Here is a 21,142-nt window from a genome sequence, read left to right on the forward strand (position 1 = left end):
AAATAAAAACAAACGCTCCTATCTATCAGGCTTTCACCCGCTGGAATTAGCACAGTATCCTTCAGATCTGTTGCTGAGGTTTCTAAGGGCCAGTCCCTCCACCTCTCTGGATAAGAAAATGATTTTTTACTAATATAGCGATCTATCATGAATGTGTCAACATTTAAATAATAAATGTCCCACGCTGCACTATTCGGTGGAAGACCCCGGATTGGTGATGGTGATCTTCACATCATACGTAATCGGCACGGTGCTGAAGATTTGGTCCCAATCATCTTTGATTTTCTTCCATGTTTTGGGCTCTTTGATACGCAAGCTATCCCGAAAATCCGCAACATCCACTTTATAGGTATGCTGGAGTTTATATAACACCTGTCGAATCTGTTGTTCAGCCAGTTCAGCAAATTCCTTTTCCAGTTCTCTGAGGTAAGCACCTTTTTCCTCTTCCTCAGGAGCACGCCAATCCTCCATCAGCCAGCCTTCAGATTCAGTCTTTACATGGAATGAAATATCATTCCCCACCACCTTTGGGGTGATTTTCACTTTTTTCTTCTTCATTTCGTATAACACAGTGAACCCTTCTTTGTTGTGTGTTTTTAAGACGCCCCCCTTTTTTTGGGGATTGAGCCATGATAATCCTTCCAAATCCGTTTGACTAAGTTCCCCGATGAACTTGGTTGTTTTTCCATCAAAGATGCTGCCCCCTGAGAACTTGTCCTCCCCATCGGAGTTTAATACATTCTGGAGCAGGAAGCTCGATCCGGACTGCATTTGAGCGTCTAACTTAGATAGCAGAACCGGATCAAGTATTTTATTGGATATATAAGAATTGTTCGTAATGCCTGTGAGATAAAATGCTGGTATTCGTGAAGGGTCCTGTGATGTCAGCACATCCACTGCACGACGATGACTAATTAACACCAGACAGTTGGGGCGAATATCATTATCTCGAAGAACAAAATCAAGCAGTTGGTCCAAACCATATTTTTTAGCAATATCCTTGGAAACGACGATTACCTTCAGATGATGTCCTATGAGAGGCCGATCCCGCCTTAACGCAAACTGGCGGAAGATTTGCAACAAGGAGTCTCCGGAAAGCTGTTCATTGGCATAGGATGTTTTGCCGGAAGAAGGCGAACCGGATTGCTGACTCGATTGACTGTTGGAGTAGCCCGGAGCGATCTGCACCGTAGCAGTCAAATAGTTCTTCTTGGGATATGAGCCTCCCTGAGCAGCGATGTCTTTCTCGAATTCAGTCTCTTTGCCGACATCGATTCCAAGACCAACATAGAGACTTAGATCCTCTATTTCTCGGCTACTCCAGCATCCGGATAGCGTTAACAGAATACACAAGGCAGAGACTACACGTAAGAGCATACGGAATGGAATCATGCATGCTTGCCCCCTTTTTTGCGAATCAGACTTATGAACAGTAACACCAGAGGTAAAATGCCAAATAAAAATACAGATGCATTGCCCAGCATATCCCCAAGTGCAAAGGTATCGTCCACCGTTTTAGGCATCATTGCCGTCAAATAAATGAACGGAAGTAGACCGTACATGATGCCTTTGATTTTTTTGGAACGAAACAAATCACGAATGCCCACCGAAGCACAGTAATGTGTAATTGCTGTGGTCGAGAAAATTTGCATAATCCAGATAACAAGCAATAAAGACTCAAATCGCTCAAATATCAGACCCTGAATCTCAAAGCTTCTTACCAAATCCAGCGTTGGCCAGGTTCGAGTTTTGATCCCATCGAGCGATAAACTGCCTATGACCATTACTACCGTGATCAAATAAATAATAGTGGATATGAGTATGCCCCAGCTCATCGCCTTATTGCTCTTCTTCGGGTTTTTCATATAAGCAGTCATGATTAACATCACCTCATATCCCGTATATGACAGTAGTGAAGGCTTCAGTCCTTTGAAAACAGGCATAATGCCATCTCCGAGCACAGGTCTCAGATTACCAATCTCGAATAGCTGGTTACTCAGTAGAATTTCAATGACAAATATAATGATCGTAATCGGCAAAATGATCTCAAACACGCGTACAATGACGCTAAGCCCTCCTGAAATCAAATATATACCGATCCACATAAAGACCATGACAATTGCCCAGGTGGGAGTACGTTCGAGTAGATACATTCCGGTTACATCAGCCATAACTCTAATTTCAAATGCAGCAATCACCATAAAATACATAATCATGGCACCGCCCAGTATGTAAGCGATCCAGCTCCCCGTAATTTCACGGGTGAACTGGAACACGGTTTTCCCCGGAAATCTTCGACACAGGGTAACCAAAATAATGCCGACGCCCGTGATAATTAGCCCAGACAGAATAATGGATATCCAGACATCCGGTGTTCCGACAGCTTTGCTGGTCGTTCGTGGTAACGTCAATATCCCGGCGCCAAGCATGTAATTGACAATAATTACAACGGCCTGTGTCGTGGTTATCTTTTGTTGGGAGCCATTCACTTCAGTTCACCTCCAGACCTTCTGTCCATGGAATTCAATTATTCTTTTCGGTCCTTGTCGATTGGATTAGTCATATCGGGACGCATTCTCATCATGTTTAACGGAGCACGGATAACAAAATCCTTCCAATCATTCAAGTGATAAGGAACCGCTGGGGCAACATATGGCACGCCAAAGCTCGAGAGTCGAGCCAGATGTGTACATACAAGCAGGAAGAACATAACCACGCCATACAGTCCGAGAATAGCTGCACTAAACATGGCGGCAAATCGCAGAATCCGCAGCGTTAACCCGGCACTATAGACAGGAATCGTAAAGGATGAGATGGCTGTAACCGCAACGACAATGACCAGGAATTGACTTATGATACCCGCCTGTACCGCTGCTTGGCCAATAATCAAACCTCCGACGATCCCCATCGCAGGCGCAATCGGCTTAGGTAGCCGTATCCCTGCCTCCCTCAGAATCTCAATCGAAAGTTCCATGATCAGTACTTCAATAATCGAAGGAAACGGTACTCCCGTACGCGTTTCAATAATCGTCAATACCAGCTTGGTCGGAATAAGTCCTGGATGGAACGAGATAAACGAGATATACAGTGCAGGAGCAAGCAATGCCAGCATGGCGGCCATAAAACGCAGCATTCGCAAAAAGGTTCCGGGAATCCAGCGTTCATAATAATCCTCGGGAGATTGGAGCAACATGCTGAAGGTCACCGGTACAACCAGCACAAATGGTGTTCCATCCAATAAAATAGCCACCCGACCTTCCAGCAATGCGCCGATGACCCGGTCAGGTCTTTCCGTATTCAGTACCTGCTGAAAAGGACTCAGTGTACTGTCTTCAATGAGTTGTTCCACATAACCAGATTCCAGCATCGAATCCATATCCATCTCTTCAATTCGCTTGCAGACTTCAGCCACGAGATTAGGGTCGGCAATATCCTGAATATAGGCTATCGCCAAATCTTTTTTGATCCGTGAACCCACTTCATACTTCTTAATAAATAGGCTTTGATCACTTCCATACCGACGCAAAATGCCTGTGTTATCGCTTAACTGCTCTGTAAAACCGATACGCGGTCCACGAAGTAGCCCCTCTGACAACGGTTCATTCATACCTCGTGTTTTGATCTTATGTGCTCCAATCAATAAAGCACCTGGCAAACCATCAACCAACAGTGCATTCTTCCCAAACAACACGCCAACTGCGAGCTCTTGAAGGGACTTGGTTTCCTCAACCAGACTGACAGGCAGTAATTGATCTTGCAGGTATGCTGACAGTAAGTGTGCGTTGTCTGGATGAAGAAAACCCTCTTGCTTGAGTAAAGGAACACCTTCTAACATTAACGGTGTAATCAAATGATCATCAATCAAGTCCTGATCTACTAAGCCCTCGGTATATACGACCGCAGCCAGTGTATTGGTCCCCCTAATGGTAAATTCCCTAATATGCACGTCTGCATTGAGTCCAAAGCTTTCTTTTACGCTAGTTAGATTTGTATTGTACTTATCGGTTAATTTAATATTGGCATATTGACCTGTCTCAGTACCTTGGCCCTTCCCTGCGGCTGCTGGTGAAATATCCTTCGAAGATATGGAAGGTCGCTTCGTGCGAGAGAAGCTGCCACGCTTAATGGCGGCATTGATCCAGCGCATGGTCAAGGTAATGCCAATCGGAATGATAAAGACCAAAACTGCCTGAATCCATATGGACCTATCCGGCACGTAGGACACAATTGTTGACCACATGTTCCCACCCCAACATTTCTCTGCATAACGAAGCTGCAGGTATTCCCAAGTATTGTGTCCCCGTTTGATCACAATAATTCCCGATTTTATGTAAAGAACGACAAAAAAACGGTTCCTGTATAAGGAACCGCTATCCGCTATATATGATTATACAATTCTGGTCACATGCTCTGCTTTGGCGTCCAGCAAATGGGCTGATGCAGCAATGGCCGTAAAATCATTCAAAGCGATCTCAATCCGCTTCTGGCTCTGCTCGACATATTCCTCTACCTTTTTTGTACCGCCTGTGATATTACTAATCTCCTTCGTTATTCCAGTAACACTATCTCGAATCTCATTAATTGAACTCTCCACCATGGCGGACAGTTTCTTTACTTCCTTGGCCACGATATCGAATCCTCGGCCGAATTCGCCTGCATGCGCAGCTTCAATGGCAGCATTTAACGCAAGCAACTGCGTCTGTGATGAAATCTCGCGTATGGTTCGTACCACGCCCTGAATCGATCCGGCCTGTTCCTGCAGATGAGTCAACGTTGCACGGTTAGAAGCTGACACCTCTGAGATATAGGAGATACTGGACATTAATTCCTGGCTGCGTTCAATACCTACATCTGCCTGCCCATTTAGCTCATGGGACATGTTTTTCAATTCATTCACCACGACTGAGATATTGTTCTGACGATTGGTAATGTTAGTGGCGATTTTGGAGACACCCAGTATTTTTTGGTTCATCTCATCAAAGACTGGCATATAGGTCGCCTCAAGCCATACGGAATTTCCCTTTGCATCCTTGCGTTCAACCTTGTCTTGGAAGCTAACACCATTAAATATGCTATTCCAAAAAGCGTCATAGTCCGGGGTATTCACAAAATGCCCGAAGCATAACTGCTGATGCTTCATGCCATACATCTCATCAACTGTATATCCCATCGTCTGGGCAAAGACTTCATTCACATACGTTACCCGTCGATCCAGATCGAATCGAATGATCGCCAGACTTTTCTCCATCGCCTTGATGACCAGTGCATCGGTGACAACATCTTTCTTTTCCATATCTAATATAGGCACTTGATAACCCCCACAGTTCATTCCATAATAAACAGCCTTTTACCAGCAAAACAACGAGTACAACAACATATGTATCCATCAGGTTCTAAATGACTCTACTATTGATACCCGATTTGCAGAACTTTGGATCACCTGTTGCTGTTTATTTTTTATTTGTTATTTTCAGAACGTCAATACGTTACCCGACCTCTGGGGCAAAAAGAAAATCTGCTCCACCTCATCCGCTGGCAATGGCTTGCTGTAGTAGTACCCCTGCACTTCATTGCAATCCTGTTCGGTCAGAATATCCAGTTGTCCCTTCGTTTCAATGCCTTCTGCAATAACATCCATATTCAATTGTTTCGCCATTGTAATCATAGTCGAAACAATGGCTCTATCGCTATGATTAACCGCAATGTCCTGAATAAAAGAGCGGTCAATTTTCACTTTGTGAATCGGGAACATTTTTAGATAACTAAAGGAACTGTACCCTGTTCCAAAATCGTCCAGGCTGATCCGGATTCCAAGCTCGGTTAATTGATTGAGTATTTCAATGGAAGCGATCGCATCCATCATCATGCTTTCCGTGATTTCCAATTCCAGATACTGCGGGCTCAAACCCGTCTCAACTAGAATCTGACGAACCTGTTCCACCAGATTGGATTGATGAAATTGCTGAGAGGACAGGTTCACCGACACTGGAATCAAAGGCCCCCCTGCATCATGCCAATTCCGCATCTGAAAACAAGCTTCGCGGAGCACCCGGTTACCTAGCTCAATAATCATGCCCGTCTCTTCTGCAACCGAGATGAACGTGCCTGGATACAATAATCCACGGGTCGGATGATTCCATCGTACCAAGGCTTCGACACCAATCATGCTGACTTCACTTGTCTGAATCTGAGGTTGGTAATGTAACACAAATTCCCCTCGATCCAATGCTTTTCTAAGGTCATTCTCCAGAACCATTCGTTCCTGCAACTCGTGATGCAATTCGGCAGAGAAGAACTGATATCCGTTCTTGCCATTCTTCTTCACTTCATACATGGCCGTATCTGCATGCTGCAGCAACTCTACAGTATCTTGCCCATGGTCCGGAAATACGGCGATCCCAATGCTGCCCGTAACATAGAACTCGCTCTCTTTTAGATAACAAGGCTTCGCAATCGCCTGAATAATGCGTTCAGCCAAGCGGGTGATGTCTCCAAGACTAGTGTACTGATGAACAAGAATCGCAAACTCATCTCCACCCATTCGGGCAAGCGTTACATCCTCGCCATTCAGTTTATCCTTAATCCGTCGGCTCATCTCCTGAAGAAACAGATCTCCATAGATGTGTCCAAGAGAGTCATTAATAACTTTGAATCGGTCAAGATCAAGGACCATGACGGCAAACTGCTTTTGCTCATAACGATGCGATTCAATCGTTTCCGATAACCTCTGATTAAACATTCTACGATTGGGCAGTCCAGTCAACTCATCATGAAAAGCCAGATGATAGTTTCTCACCTTTACGCGCTTTTCGTCCGTGATGTCCTTCATAATGATGTAATTTCCCACGACCTGTTTATCTACAATGACGGGTGCGAGCACAACGCCAAGTTCAACCCGTTCCTGATTGGTGCTATAGATGACGGTCTCGTACTTCATCTCTTCACCATCCGTAGCACGTCCGAACATATGCCTGATGCGCTCCCGATCCTCCTCCACAACCATGGTTAATAGAGCACTTACGGATTGATCCTTTAATTGCTTTTCCTTAATACCACCAATTCGGGCTGCTGCCGGATTAATCCCGACAATTCGCATGTGAAGATCGATGGAAATAATACCATCCTGATTATGCTCATAGAGCGATTTATACCATTTTTCATTCTCTTGTTTCTCCGACTCCTGTTTGGAAAACAGTCTTGATATGTACAAACCAACAAGCGACAATCCCAGCGTAAATAACGTACCCATGGAAATAAAATAGGCTAGACGCTTCTGGTCGAGAATTGTGTTTAGCGAAGATATCACCCGGTTCGGACGCATATCCGATTCGATGTGCGCTGCCATCATGCCTGTATAATGCATACCCGCAATAGCCCCTCCCATGATGAGGGCACTTCCAACCTTTTTCCAAACATCATGACGTGTATCCGATTTAAGAAAATATAACGATAACCACAGTGCTGTAATTGAAGCCGCGCATGCAATCATTATCGATAACATGACATACATAGGATCGTACCGAATCTCCACCTGCATCGCATACATCCCGATATAATGCATCAACACGATACCGAGCGCAAACAGACAGGCGCCACCCAATAACTGTAACAGTGGCAGCCTCTGTCGGGAGACTACAAGCAGCGCCACAAAAGATGCCACAATGGCTACAGCTACAGAAATCAGCACAATGACAAGATCATAAGAGACGGGAAATGGTAGTGACATCGCCATCATGCCAACGAAATGCATGGACCAGATGCCCATACCCATGACCATTGCGCCAAAAGATAGCCATAACCAACGATTTCTGCCGCTGGCTTTGTTAATTCTGCTGGTGAGGTCCAGAACGTTATAAGAAGCCGCAACAGCAATCAAATATGAAATCAGGACAAGTACGTTATCATGTGAAACCATGCCATGTTGAATACTGTGTTCCAAGGTATGTTCCATTGTTCGATGCCTCTCTCTACATGTTACTTCTTTCATTATAGAACATCGATTTGAAACATTTCTGAAACCTGAACCATAAGTCCCAAGCAAAATGATTTCCGTAGGCAGTGGACCATAAGAAAAACCCACTTGCCAGGGCAAGTAGGCTTAGGTTGAACGATTGGATTTCCAGCTTTCGAACCATTCCTGAACAGCCGGATGAGGGAGCATATCCATTTCCTGACTCAACATACGGCATAGCAGGCTATACTGAACTTCGACCGAACGTCGATCACCGAGTCGATGATACAGGTTCATCAGAACCACATAGATATTTTCCTCATCAGGCAACATACGCTGTATTTTGAGATAATGTGCAACAGCATCTTCATCCTGATGGGCAGCGATATAATAATCTGCAATTTGTTTCTCATGGCGAAGCCAGAGATTGCGCAGTCGACGTCGCTCCATTTCGGCCCACAGATACGTTGTTTCCCCCAGATATGGACCCTTGTAAAGAGATGAAATCTGTAAATGAAGATCCATCGTTAACGCAGTAACGGCAGGCGCCTCAGCTACCCTTTTCTCCCACGTGTCCATATCCAGGGATGCCCCATTCAATTGCAGCATATATCCTTCATCGAGGTTAGAAATCTGGATATTAACCTGCTCTGCCTGTAGCTGTTTGCGAATCTGGTAGATAGCCGTATAGAGCTGGGTTACTCCGCGTTTCCATTCAATCTCAGGCCACAATTGTTCAAGCAGCACCTGCTTGCGAACAGGTTTATCTCGATATTGCAAAAGAAACGAGAATAGTTCCTGGGCTTTGAATGTCTTCCATCGTATGGTGATGGGCGGGCACCCCGCCTTTTCAAATTGCAATGGACCAAGGCAATGAAGTATAACCTGTGAATCCGGGAACCGTTCAGTAGGATCGGACGTTAGCAACAATCGATGAATCGTCTTCTCTAGCCGCTCTGTCTGCAACGGTTTCAGTAGATAATCCAGAGAATTAAGTTCAAACGCCTTGACTGCATATTCATCATATACCGTGACAAATACAATTTTGGTCGCTGGAAGTTGTTGCAGAACGCGCTCAGCCAGTTCAATCCCGCTCATCTCGGGCATCTCTATATCCAGAAAAACCACATTCGGTCGAACCTGTACGATATGCTCCAGAGCCTGCCTGGGACTGCGGTATTTCCCGATAATATCCAGATCGCTAATGCGCTCCAGTTCCTCCGCAAGATGATTCAACGCGAGCGGTTCATCATCCACCAGTATCGCTTTCATGAAATCCCACCTTTTCTATTGGAAGCCGGACTTGAATCTCGGTTCCCTGTTCCAGGGAACTATGTATGAGCAGTCCCCATCCGAATAGCTGTTTGAGTCGACGCTCAATATTCCGGATGCCGATCCCGCCTTCAAGCGTTGGCCCCTCCATAATCCGTTCCAGTGTTTCCGGCGACATGCCTACCCCGTCATCCTTCACCGTAATTAGAATGAATTGTTCATCCCGCGTAACCCGAATCAGAATGCGTCCCCCCTCAGCACGTCGCATAATACCATGCCGTACGGCATTCTCCACCAAAGGTTGAATGGTCAGTGGAGGGACCCGGAAGTTAGTTGAGGTTAACACTTCAATCTTAAAGTCCAGCCAATCATCAAATCTTACCTTTTCAATATGTAGATAGGATTGCACCAATTTTAACTCCCGATCAAAAGGCGTCAGTGGATTCGTGTTGTCAAATCGGAAGCTTTCCCGCAGATAATTGCCCAATTCATTGAGCAGTTCATTCATCTGTGCAGGTTTGCTTTTGCTTAGCGCTGCAATGGAATTCAGAGTATTGAACAGAAAATGCGGCTTGATCTGCGCCTGTAGAAAGGCCAGCTCCATGCGAATGCGTTCAGCAACTGAACGTTTCATCTGTAACAAGGTACGTACACGTACACGAAGTTCGGAACCTTCCACCGGTTTGCGCAGAAAATCATTAGCCCCTGCCAGACCCGTTTCCAGAGCGCGATCCCCTTGCCACGCAGAAATGAGTAACAGGATGGGCAGCTCAAACATGGTGTACTGTTCACGGATTTTGCTACATATGACGGTACCTGATATACCAGACAGCGTGCGATTCACGACAATCAGATCCATTTCATGCAATGGGTGCATGCTCTGCATGATTTCTTCCGGATTTCTCACCACAGTCACACGATAATCATCCAGATTCAGAATAGGCAACAAAAGATTCAAATTCAGCGCATCATCATCCACAATCATAATATGGTACATGCTCGATAGAGATCGTTTGCTTCGGTTCACTGGCAAATTCAGAGCATGGTGATCAACCGATTGAACTGCCGCCGTTTGCTCAACCATAGGCGACAATACAACTTGTGTTTCATCTCTGAATGAATCTGCACTTAATGGTAGTGTAAGTATGATGTCCATTTCTCCAGATGCACTGTCAGGTACATGTACCGTTCCATGATGCAATTCCGTTAATGCCTTGACCAGATATAACCCTGGAGCATCCGGATTGTGATTCATCTGTGCATGATCCTGATCCAGCCTGGATTCGAACAACGCACGGGTAAGCGAGGTCTGCTCCATTGAAATGGCGCCCCCCTGCATATGGACACGAACTTCAACCATCCCGTTCACTACTGAAGCTTCAACTTGGATGGTACCCGTAACGGTAACCTTCAAGCTATGCTGGAGCACACCTGCCAGAATCTGATGCAAGCGTTGCTCATCGGCAGCTACTCGTGGCAGTGTTTTATCCACACGACTTGTAATTTCTATCGAATGGTCATATACCATATATCGGACACGTTCCACCACTTCATCTACTAATGCGTAGAAATCAACGGACCGGATCCTCAAATATATTTGTTGCTCACGAATTTGCGAAAAGTCGAGCAAATCATCCACCATGCTGCGCATCATCCAGCCCACCGATGTAAGCAATTGCAGGTCCTGCCTCTGGTCAGCTGTAAGGTGATGGTCCGATTGAAGGCGTGCATCCGCGATACTAATCAAAGCCTGTAGTGGAGTTTTCATTTGATCTGAAATATTGGCCATGAATTCATTCTTGAACCGCTCGACACGCTTCATCTCAAGGGATAGCCGCTTCAAGCGTCTATAGGTCATTACAAATTGCTGCACAAACATCAGAATAAACAAACCCGAGAAGAGAAAGACCTGAATAAAGTACCAGTCACCCATATGGGTGAGACCGAGCTGCAATAATAGATTGGACAAGCTATGTGCGGCAAATATAAAAAAGGCCAAAAATCGATGTCCAGCAACAGGATCGCCACCTCGGAAACTCCGAAGCAAGATCACTAAAGAGTAGCTATACACGGCTACATTTTGGATCACCAATACCACGACCAGATGTGACACCATGTCAATTGGCAATACGAATAGCAAGATAATGAAGACCGCGTTGAAGATGTACACCGCGTATCTCACCCAACGTCTAATTACCGTTTCCAATTGACAGGCGACAAACATAAACATCCAGAACGTGAGACCCACTATGGACAGAAAATATACAATGAAACCCGTAGCATATGTAAGGTCAGGCCATAGACAGAATAATAATCTGGTTCCCTGATACGAGCTGGTGACCATCATGCTAATGAAAAATAGAGACATATAGATCCAGCCGCTTCGCGATGACTGATAATGCATGAATCCAAAAATCATACTCAGAAAACCAAATACAACCAGAATGCCAAATTCAAAAGCTACATTCCTCTGCTGCGATTGGTATATAGCATCCATACTGCCTATCTGAATGGGTTCAATCATTCCCCCGCTATTCGCAAAATCATAGTTGGCTACCTGCACATCAATATTCACTTCGGAACCGCTTATCTCCGTATGTGAGATATAGGGCTCTACTTGGGGACTGTATTGTCCGGCGCTTGTCGAGACAACTCCGTTCGAACCAATCTGTACCCCGTTAACAAACAACGTGTGGGCTGTACGAATTAAGGGAACACGCAAGGCAATCTGCTGTGCAGATTCTCCTTCGGCATCCAGCAATATTTTCAAACGATACGTCCCATATCCGAACGCACCCTGATGAAGATAAGGTTCAATGACCGACTGCCAATTACCAGGAACGGTAGCGATATATTCCTGCGTGCTTGTCTTCTCTGTTCCATCCAGTAACTGCCCCGGATAAAACAGCCACTCTCCATTAAGGGTGATATCTCCTTCTTTTAAACCTCCGACCTGACGCAGATCCAGTACCCCTTCATGCGCCTTCGGAGCATGCTCATCCTCCAGAAAAGAGAGTACATTTAGTGCGATAAACAAGGCAACGACACCTATAATAAATGTAATAAAACGTGTGCGACTCAATAGCTTATCCCCATCCGTAAAACGTACCTGTGATTAATCATGTGATGACAGAACAACCTTCCGATCACTGCCTACATGTACGTATCGTAACACAAAGCATAGGAGCATACACTTTTGTATTGCATCGCCCAGAGCAAGTCCCTCTGTTATTTCAAATGATTCATAACGTATACTCTGCTCCAGAAATGTAGACAACATGAATTGATTGTGATTTTTTTCACTTATAATTTATTGCTGAACGTTTACGATGGGTTTATCACTTATATTACTCACGAGTAACCTGTACTTCTATCCAATATTTCTATCTATTCAATTCATCCAACACTTACTAACAACAGGAGGACACACACATGAATCATCCTTATGAAAAGCTGTTCGCCCCCTTCCGCATCGGAAACATGGAAGTGAAGAATCGAATTGTCATGTCTCCTATGGGAACCAATTCGGCCAGTCCTGATGGTCGCATTTCCCTTGAAGAGATCGATTATTATGAGGAGCGCGCCAAAGGCGGCGCGGGTATGATCATCCTTGGGGCACAATTTTTGACCGAAGATCTGGCTCAGGGCGTATTGGAAGGCATTGTAGAGAAAGATTATGTCATTCCGTTGCTCACGGATCTCGTCGATGCAGTACAACATTACGGCACCAAAATTATCGCTCAGCTCAGCTGTGGCACTGGACGTAATGCGCTACCAGACCGTTCGGGGAAACCTCCCGTATCGGCTTCGGCCATCCCAGCCATCTATAATCCGGAAGTACTGTGCCATCCACTTACGGTGGAAGAAATACAGACCATTATGGAGCAATTCGCCGATTCGGCAGCCAGATTGAAACGGGCGGGCTTTGATGGGATCGAAATTCATGCCCATGCCGGTTATCTGATCGATCAGTTTATGTCGCCGATCTGGAACAAGCGTGAAGATGAGTATGGCGGCACGACAGAGAAACGGATGCGATTTGCCATAGAAATTGTACAGGCGATCCGCCAAGCTGTAGGTCCGGACATGCCCATTTTGTTCCGTATGGCACTGGATCATCGCTTTGAAGGGGGGCGTACGGTCGAGGACAGTCTGGAGATGCTGCAAATTCTCGAACGTGCTGGCGTAGATGCCGTTGATATTGATGCCGGTTCCTACGAAAGAATCGATTACATTTTCCCGCCAGCTTACTTGGGTGATGCTTGTATGGAGTATATGTGTGAGCCTGCTCGTCAGGTTGTGAACATTCCTATTTTGAACTCGGGAAGCCATACACCTGAAAGTGCTGTCCGCCTAATTGAATCCGGGAACGCGGACTTCGTCATGTTTGGTCGCGCATTGATTGCCGATGCCGAGCTTCCAAACAAACTGCGGGATAATGTGCGGGAGGATATTCGTCCTTGTATTCGTTGTAATGAGGAATGCATCGGTCGGATCATCGAACGGAATACCAAAATCAGCTGTGCGGTCAACATTCAGGCAGCCAACGAGAAACGCTTCGCGATTCATCCGGCGGAGACTGCCAAGAAGGTCGTTGTTGTAGGTGCAGGACCATCCGGTCTGGAAGCGGCACGTGTAGCAGCACTCAAAGGACATGAAGTTACACTGTACGAAAAAGAGGCCTCTGTCGGTGGACAGGTCACCAGTGCAGCCACACCGGAATTCAAAGGCCAGTTACGCGCCCTGATTGGCTGGTATGAGCGGCAGTTAACCCAGCTTCACGTGAAAGTGAAGTTAAATCATGAGATCAAGCCGGATGATCCGGCACTGGAAGCCGCTGATCATATTTTCATCGGCGCAGGAGCCATACCCCTTGTGCCTCCAATCCCTGGTATTGATAACGATAACGTCGTGGGAGCCATTGAGGCTCATTTACAAAAAGACCTTGTACGCGGCGAACATATTGTCATTACTGGTGGGGGGTTAACAGGTTGCGATCTGGGACTTGAGCTGGCTATGGCAGGCAAAAAAGTCACCATCATCGAGATGCGCCCGGAAGCGGGGCAAGATGTGATGTACATTAACCGTGCAGCCCTGATGCCTATGCTGGATAGCTACGGAGTGACCATTCTCGGTGGACATAAGGTCCTCTCCTTTGAGGCCAATGGTTTACAAGCAGAGAAAGCTGATGGTTCCAAAGTGTTCATTGAAGCGGATACGATCATTAATGCCTTTGGTATGAGAAAAAATACAACGATCGCTGAGCTGATCCGGGCCAAGTTCGGAACCAAGACCAGCCTCATGGGCGATTGTGTGAAGATTGGCAAAGTAGGTACTGCGGTTCGTTCGGGATTTTACGCAGCGAGCGCTATATAACTCAAATTCAAAAAGAGCCAGACTCCGGTTATCCGGGTCTGGCTCTTCCTATTGAACTCATTTAGCTTCGCTGCTGCATGTCCAATATGCCGTAGAAAAAGAGATCCTGCGTCTGCCGTGCCAACTGCGAAGGTGTCTCGTGACCTGGCAACAGCTTAATCAGGGTTAAGCGTTCAATAATAGCGAGCAGACATTCTGCAAAGAAAATCGCATCCAGATCCTGACGATAATATCCGGCTTGCTGTTCTTCAATCAGATTCTGTTCCATGAGCCTGGCAATCTCTGCCTTGATGCCCACGGACTCCGGGGACAGATACAACCCAATTCGGGTCAATGCCGGATTCCTTCCGAGGAATCGGTAGATCTGCTCCAACGAGGCCACGACCGCTTCCTTGAGGTCCTCCCTATTCTTTCCCGGCCCGATATGACTATCGCGCACTGCCTCACTGAGGCCATTACGAAAATCAGCCACCAGCTCTTCAAAAGCAGCTTCTTTGCTCTCAAAGTACAGATAAAATGCAGGCTGTGTTAACCCAGCCCGAGCAACAATTGAACTTATTTTTGTCTGGTAGAATCCACTCAATGCAAATTCCTCTGCTGCTGCCTCCAGGAGACGAAGCCTGCTCTCTTTGCCAATAGCTCCTTGTTTTCTCACTTCAACTCCCAGCCCCTCTCTGTTCAGACATCCTGCTCTGTTGTCCAAACCTCTACTGTAGATTATACCTAATCTATGGGGCTACTGAAGTGAAGCTTTAGTGATGAATGTTCACTTGAGGCATACATGAATGAAATGGCTCCTCACCTCATTCTAAAAATCATGCACCGTCACACACAGCTGAATCGCGATGCCATACGGATCACGCACAATGCCGTATCCTGGGCTGAATTCATTTTGCTCGTAAGGTACCAGTACCTTCACACCCTCATGTTGCACCAAAGAATGATACAGTTGGTCGATTGTAGCTTTATCCTTGGATTGAATACATAATGACGTGCTGTTTCCCAGCTGCCACGCTCTCTCCGTGTCCATTGCTTCTTCCGCAATCATGATCTTGTTGACCCCAATCTCCAGCACCGAATGTGTAATATACTCATCTTGTCCGGCAGGGTACTCAAAGCCTGGGTTCATCTCCTTCATCTCTTTATAACTTTTCTTGAATATCACCTTGGCGCCCAGAAACTCCTCATAAAAAGCAATGGCTGCCGCCGCATCACCGTTCATCGACAAAAATGGTATCACTTCAAAATTCATTAGATTGCCTCCTTGTTCCTATTGGATTACACTTATCACTATAACAATGAAAGGTGCCAACCCATGGCACCATTAAGAGGATTCGATATGAAAAAATCAGAACGCATGAACCAGATGCTACGTTTCATTAATCAAAAACAACAGTTCACCCTGCAAGATCTCATGCAGGAGTTCCAAATCTCCAAGCGGACCGCGTTAAGAGATATCGCTTCATTGGAAGAGTTGGGTGCACCTATCTATGTCGAATATGGACGCTACGGCGGATATCGACTGCTGCAACAGATGCAGCTGCCTCCCATTTCGTTTAATACGGGTGAGCTTCATGCCCTTTATTTTGCGATGCAGGCCCTCCGCAGCTTCTCCAGCTTGCCCTTTCAGGTTTCTTTCCGTACCATTCATGAGAAATTTATGAGCGCGTTATCCGACAAGCAACGACAGGATATTGAGAACATCCAACATCGGGTTTCCTTCCGTCATACGGAGCAGATTCGCGATAGTGTGCATTTGGAGTTTTTGTTGTTGGCTGCTGTGCAAAATATAGTGATCCAAATTACGTATCCTGATCAACGAAGATCTACAGATACAGGGTCGTCTCCTGCCGACTTTTCTGATCCTGAACCATGGGATTCACCATCTCGTACATCCAGCTTCAACAATCGTACCATTCAACCCATTGCGCTCTATGCCAGGAAAGGCTACTGGTATTGCCAGGCTTATGATCTGAATAAGCAGGCGTATCGTGTGTTCCGCTGCGACCGGATCACTTCGGCTGAAGTGTCCGACATTGAACCTTTGGCTCATGTTATTGAACTTCAAGCACAGGATACCCATTCGTTATGGGAACCATCACAAGATGCTATTTCATTTCAATGTCGGATTGACGAAGCCGGGGTTGAACTTTTCCAGCAAGAACATTTTCCATCCATGCAGATTACGCACGTCAACGAATCGGGCAGTGAGCCGGCACAAAGGCTTCTTGTCGGTTCGTATGAAGCTCATGAGCTTGATTTCATTACTCGGTACCTCGCAGGATTCGGCAGATCTATTAAGATCATGGAACCGGACACGTTAAAAGAATCATTGCGACAGTACTATATGGACTTGTTAGATCATGTATAAAGATCATATCTCTATATCTATTTTACTTTACATGCCTTTTAACTCCTGTTCATGGTCAACTACTTTTAAGTTTTTCTTATTACCAATAGCGAATTGAACGATAATCTGCAGTACGATGATGATAGCCAAACCATAGAATGCTTGCACGAAGCTGCCTGTCAGATCGTGGAGCCAACCAATCGCAAGCGGCCCCAGTGCTCCCAAGATATAACCACCGGATTGAGTCATAGCAGACCAGCTACTAGCTTCCTGTGCATTGCTTGTCTCATCGATCGGCAACATCAGTGCAATTGGGAACAGTCCACCTGCACCAATACCGAGCGGGATCGCCGCGAGCCACGGGCTGACAGAGAGATTCAGCATCAGGACACCTATCAGCTCTAACGATGCACATCCGACAAGCCAGAATACACGTCTTTGGTACCGGTGTACAAGCATGGGAATGAATAACGTTGAGGGCAGCGATATCAATGTAAACAACGTTTGGATGTTGCCAGCAGTCTCTTGGCTATATCCATGGCTTTGAATCGCTGGTGCTAGCCAAGCGGTTAGTGAATAGAAGATCGCTGCCATCAGCCCGAAGAACAATGTCAGCACCCATGCTCGCCTGTTCTTCACCGGAAGTGATGCATGAATGACAGCTGAAGTTTGTCCAGATTGACGCTCTGTGCGCGCAGACCAAGCTAATTTCAACCAGATCGGTAATGCAATAACTGCGAGTAATGCCCATGTGGCTAAAGACCCTCTCCAAGATCCACCCAGCGTATGCTGGAACGGAACCGATAATCCCACACTAATGCTGGCCCCCATCACCATTGCTGTAGAGTAGATGCCTACCATGGCTGCCACTCGGTTAGGAAAATACTGCTTAATGAAGCTGGACAACAGCGGACCTGTGAGTGCAATCCCTACACCCGACAGAAAAGAAGTGAACATCATTAACGGCGTTGCACCTACGAATAATCGTAGTCCCGTTCCTAACCCAATAAGGATTAAAGCCAGTACAATGGCACCTTCGTTCCCCCACCTTCTACTTAGTCTTACGGAGAACGGAGCGAATATGCCCATACATAATACAGGTAGTGTCGTTAACAGACTGGCGGTCATACCACTCAAACCCAGATCATGCTGTATGGTGCTCATTAGCGGAGAAATGGATGTAATGGGTGGTCTCAAGTTCAGTGAAGCCAGGATAAGCGCCAAGACAATATAAAAAATTTTCATTATGGATCACCTCATGGTAGTAGTATTCTTGCCTCACCAAAGATCCTATTTGTTAATGCCAGGGTCTTTGAGTGGTGCAAGATTAAGTATAGATTTATCATAATGATTGAACAATACTATTGTTTCTATTAAAATGATTACTAAAATCAATGATTGAAGGTGAATTCATGGAGATTCGTCAGATGGAGAACTTTATTACAGTGTGCGAGGAGCTTCATTTTACTCGGGCAGCTGAGAAACTTGGCATATCTCAACCTACGTTGAGTCAACAAATACGTGGGTTGGAGGATGAACTTGGTGTTCCTTTATTTGACCGTGTCGGCAAAAAGATTGTGATGACCCAGGCAGGGACTCTGTTTCTTGAGCACTGTGTACAGATGATCCGGCATTTACAGAATACCCAAGATGCGCTAGCTGAATTCCGCAATGATCAGAGAGGTCGATTAGTCATTGGTGTTCTTCCATCCGATTTGGATTATCGTCTCACTCCACTGCTCGTTGATTTTCATGCCCGATTCCCCAAAGTGCAATTGAAGGTGATCTCTTCGATCTATGTCGTGAATCAAGTGTTGGAAAATGAAGTCGATATCGGCATTGAGATCACGTCTGCACCTGATGATCGGCTTGTACGCATTCCTTTGTGCAGCGAAGAGTATGTACTGGTCGTTTCCGAGAATCATGATTGGGCAGAACAAGGTACGATTGGAATCCAGGAACTGCGTGATATCCAAACGGTGATGTTCCCCGAAGGATTTACAGGCAGAGAATTGGTCGACGGTTATTGCCGTAAGTATGGATTCACCCTAAACACCATCATGGAGACCAGTTCGGCAACCTCTATCATTAGCTTGGTCAAAGCCAACGTTGGAGGAACATTGCTGCCTTATCCTCTGATCCAAGCCATGAATGAACCCACGCTACGTTGCATTCGAATTACAGACGATCCGCCATACCGACACTTTGAGATTATCCATCGGTCTGATCGCTACCTGACGCAATCGGCTAAGGCATTTATTGAGAAGACAATCGAATATTTCAATCAAAGGTAAGTTTAAAAGGAGAGATATTGAAATGAAAATAAAAGAAGTTGGATTGTTGGCACATCAGATCGAGGCCATAAAGGAGTTTTACGGTACACTACTGGAGTTGGATGTTGTGGAGGATAATCCTACTTTCGTTTCATTTCATGCGGGAGACTCGGTCCTTTCATTCAAGATGGCTCCAGAACAGGAGAAGCCTTACTATCATGTAGCGTTTACGATTCCAACAAATAAACTTGCTGATGCGAAGAGGTGGGCCCAAGACTGTAACATTCCGTTGCTTTCCAAAGATGGACAGGATGAATTCTATTTCCCCTACTGGGATGCAACAGCCTTCTACTTCTATGATCCAAACGGCAACTTGATGGAATTCATTGCTCACCACTCACTCGATAATGCAGTCGAGGAAGCTTTTGAAGCGAATCATTTATTATGCATAAGTGAAATCGGCCTGCCTGTCGATGATGTTCCTGAGACGATGAGCACATTGAATGGGCATTATCGACTTGAACCCTTTGCTGGAGACGGAAAGAAATTCTCTCCCACGGGTGACGCAGAAGGCATGTTTATTGTCATTGATAAACAGATGCCCTGGTTCCCAGACGGGCGCATGCCCGCTGTATTTGCCACGGAGGTTAAGGTAGAAACTGGGCAGCACGGTAGTCTACGTTTACAGGAGGGTCTGTACTCTATTGTTTCGATTTGATGTAAGAACGTACGGAATGAAAAGCTCAAAAGGGACGTCCGGCTCAATACTTACCGAAACCATCCTCACACGTGATATCCGATTTAAGAATTTCGTACAGATTTTGTTTGGAATGCTCTAATTGTTTTTGTGCTTCTTCAATTTCTGATATTTTTGCTTGGATAATGCTTGCTTGATCTTTACTTGAAAACCCGTCTTTAGAGATCATGGACTGGATCTCATGAATCGAAAAGCCTACGGCTACACATTGTTTGACCACTTCCAGATGCTGAATAATGCTCTCCGCATATATTCGATAGTTGTTATGATCTCTTAGCATATGTTCATCCGGGATAATACCTATTTTCTCGTAGTAACGAATCGTGGATATCGGAAGGTTTACATGGTTCGCTACTTCACTAATTTTCATATGGATTTCCCCCGTTTCTTCTTCTTGCTATAAAGTATACTTCATAGTTTACAATCCTCATAGTGAGACAGATGGAGATATAACCTATACCCACTCTCACCAATATAGATATGAGGAGAGATATCAATATGAACACAATTAACGGTCAATTCAACAAAACAAATGATTTTGATAACATCGTCTTGGAGCGCCATTCCGTTAAAGCCTACGATCCTGAAGTAAAAATCAGCCGCGAGGAGATGACCGAAATATTAGCGAAAGCTTCACGAGCCCCTTCGGCCATTAACATGCAACCGTGGCGTTTTCTTGTTATCGACAGTGCTGAAGGCAAAGAGAAGCTTGCACCACTGGCCTCTTTTAACCAGACACAGGCACTAACGTCTTCCGCTGTCATTGCCGTATTCTACGATGCTAACAACGTTGAATACATGGAAGAGATTTTTAGCAAATCAGTCGAACTTGGATATATGCCACAAGATATCATGGATATGCAGATGCAGCAGGTAAAACCTTATTATGCGAACATAAATGCATCCGAACTGCGTGATATGAACCTCATTGACTCAGGCCTCATATCCATGCAACTCATGCTCGTTGCTCGCGCTCATGGTTATGATACGAACCCTATGGCCGGCTATGACAAAGACCAGATTGCTGAAACCTTCGGCCTAGATAAAGAGCGTTTCCAGCCCGTGATGTTGATCTCCATAGGGAAAGCAGCCAAAGAAGGCTATCCTTCCTATCGTCTCCCGGTTGAAACGATTACGACTTGGGCGTAACCAATAGTATATTT

16 protein-coding genes and 1 riboswitch are annotated in these 21,142 nt (G+C 45.6%); of the genes, 5 read left to right on the forward strand and 11 right to left on the reverse strand.

Annotated elements, in window-relative coordinates; genetic code table 11:
- Window positions 1-15: 15 nt before the first annotated feature.
- Window positions 16-117, reverse strand: a riboswitch (SAM riboswitch).
- 72 nt (window positions 118-189) lie between these two features.
- The 7 genes from MKX75_RS25380 to MKX75_RS25410 form a co-directional block, all read right to left on the reverse strand.
- Window positions 190-1,392 (reverse strand): Ger(x)C family spore germination protein, encoded by a 1,203-nt coding sequence (locus tag MKX75_RS25380; protein ID WP_339167336.1) that lies wholly within the window; start codon window positions 1,390-1,392, stop codon window positions 190-192.
- Window positions 1,389-2,489 carry a GerAB/ArcD/ProY family transporter gene (locus MKX75_RS25385; protein ID WP_062836361.1) on the reverse strand — a complete coding sequence of 367 codons (1,101 nt, stop codon included), beginning with the start codon at window positions 2,487-2,489 and terminating at the stop codon, window positions 1,389-1,391. The genes MKX75_RS25380 and MKX75_RS25385 overlap by 4 nt, the downstream gene beginning before the upstream one ends.
- A 38-nt stretch (window positions 2,490-2,527) precedes the next feature.
- A complete protein-coding gene (locus tag MKX75_RS25390; RefSeq protein WP_062836360.1) occupies window positions 2,528-4,240 on the reverse strand; it encodes a spore germination protein in 1,713 nt (570 codons plus the stop codon).
- A gap of 147 nt (window positions 4,241-4,387) precedes the next feature.
- Window positions 4,388-5,293, reverse strand: coding sequence for a methyl-accepting chemotaxis protein (locus tag MKX75_RS25395; protein ID WP_339167338.1), 906 nt, complete (start codon window positions 5,291-5,293; stop codon window positions 4,388-4,390).
- 177 nt (window positions 5,294-5,470) lie between these two features.
- Window positions 5,471-7,951, reverse strand: a complete 2,481-nt coding sequence (locus MKX75_RS25400) for an EAL domain-containing protein (RefSeq protein ID WP_339167339.1) — start codon at window positions 7,949-7,951, stop codon at window positions 5,471-5,473.
- 147 nt (window positions 7,952-8,098) lie between these two features.
- Complete coding sequence (locus MKX75_RS25405) at window positions 8,099-9,223, reverse strand: response regulator (RefSeq protein WP_062836358.1); 1,125 nt, start codon at window positions 9,221-9,223, stop codon at window positions 8,099-8,101.
- Window positions 9,201-12,305 carry an ATP-binding protein gene (locus MKX75_RS25410; protein WP_339167341.1) on the reverse strand — a complete coding sequence of 1,035 codons (3,105 nt, stop codon included), beginning with the start codon at window positions 12,303-12,305 and terminating at the stop codon, window positions 9,201-9,203. The genes MKX75_RS25405 and MKX75_RS25410 overlap by 23 nt, the downstream gene beginning before the upstream one ends.
- Window positions 12,306-12,655: 350 nt before the next feature.
- Here MKX75_RS25410 and MKX75_RS25415 point away from each other — a divergent pair, with 350 nt between their 5' ends.
- Entirely contained in the window at window positions 12,656-14,599 is a 1,944-nt protein-coding gene (locus MKX75_RS25415) for an NAD(P)/FAD-dependent oxidoreductase (RefSeq protein ID WP_339167342.1), read from the forward strand.
- Window positions 14,600-14,660: 61 nt separating this feature from the next.
- On the opposite strand, the gene MKX75_RS25420 is transcribed toward MKX75_RS25415, so the two are convergent.
- Together MKX75_RS25420 and MKX75_RS25425 are read right to left on the reverse strand one after the other, a co-directional pair.
- Window positions 14,661-15,254, reverse strand: coding sequence for a TetR/AcrR family transcriptional regulator (locus MKX75_RS25420; protein ID WP_339167344.1), 594 nt, complete (start codon window positions 15,252-15,254; stop codon window positions 14,661-14,663).
- Between the two features lie 153 nt (window positions 15,255-15,407).
- On the reverse strand, window positions 15,408-15,851 hold the full coding sequence (locus MKX75_RS25425; RefSeq protein ID WP_062836354.1) for a VOC family protein: 444 nt from the start codon (window positions 15,849-15,851) through the stop codon (window positions 15,408-15,410).
- Between the two features lie 87 nt (window positions 15,852-15,938).
- Between MKX75_RS25425 and MKX75_RS25430 the strand changes: the two genes are divergently transcribed.
- Complete coding sequence (locus tag MKX75_RS25430) at window positions 15,939-16,970, forward strand: YafY family protein (protein ID WP_339167346.1); 1,032 nt, start codon at window positions 15,939-15,941, stop codon at window positions 16,968-16,970.
- A 27-nt stretch (window positions 16,971-16,997) separates the two neighbouring features.
- Here MKX75_RS25430 and MKX75_RS25435 read toward each other — a convergent pair whose 3' ends face one another.
- On the reverse strand, window positions 16,998-18,194 hold the full coding sequence (locus MKX75_RS25435; protein ID WP_339167347.1) for an MFS transporter: 1,197 nt from the start codon (window positions 18,192-18,194) through the stop codon (window positions 16,998-17,000).
- A 149-nt stretch (window positions 18,195-18,343) separates the two neighbouring features.
- Here MKX75_RS25435 and MKX75_RS25440 point away from each other — a divergent pair, with 149 nt between their 5' ends.
- Together MKX75_RS25440 and MKX75_RS25445 are read left to right on the forward strand one after the other, a co-directional pair.
- On the forward strand, window positions 18,344-19,243 hold the full coding sequence (locus MKX75_RS25440; protein ID WP_339167348.1) for a LysR family transcriptional regulator: 900 nt from the start codon (window positions 18,344-18,346) through the stop codon (window positions 19,241-19,243).
- 22 nt (window positions 19,244-19,265) lie between these two features.
- Window positions 19,266-19,940: a VOC family protein gene (locus tag MKX75_RS25445; RefSeq protein WP_339167349.1), complete on the forward strand. Its 675-nt coding sequence runs from the start codon at window positions 19,266-19,268 to the stop codon at window positions 19,938-19,940.
- 43 nt (window positions 19,941-19,983) lie between these two features.
- Here the strand turns inward: MKX75_RS25445 and MKX75_RS25450 are convergent, their stop codons facing one another.
- Window positions 19,984-20,349, reverse strand: coding sequence for a MerR family transcriptional regulator (locus MKX75_RS25450; RefSeq protein WP_062836349.1), 366 nt, complete (start codon window positions 20,347-20,349; stop codon window positions 19,984-19,986).
- Between the two features lie 128 nt (window positions 20,350-20,477).
- On the opposite strand from MKX75_RS25450, the gene MKX75_RS25455 reads away from it, so the two are divergent.
- Entirely contained in the window at window positions 20,478-21,128 is a 651-nt protein-coding gene (locus MKX75_RS25455) for a nitroreductase family protein (RefSeq protein WP_339167350.1), read from the forward strand.
- Window positions 21,129-21,142 lie beyond the last annotated feature (14 nt).

This window comes from Paenibacillus sp. FSL R5-0341 (assembly GCF_037975235.1).
Classification (GTDB): domain Bacteria; phylum Bacillota; class Bacilli; order Paenibacillales; family Paenibacillaceae; genus Paenibacillus; species Paenibacillus amylolyticus_A.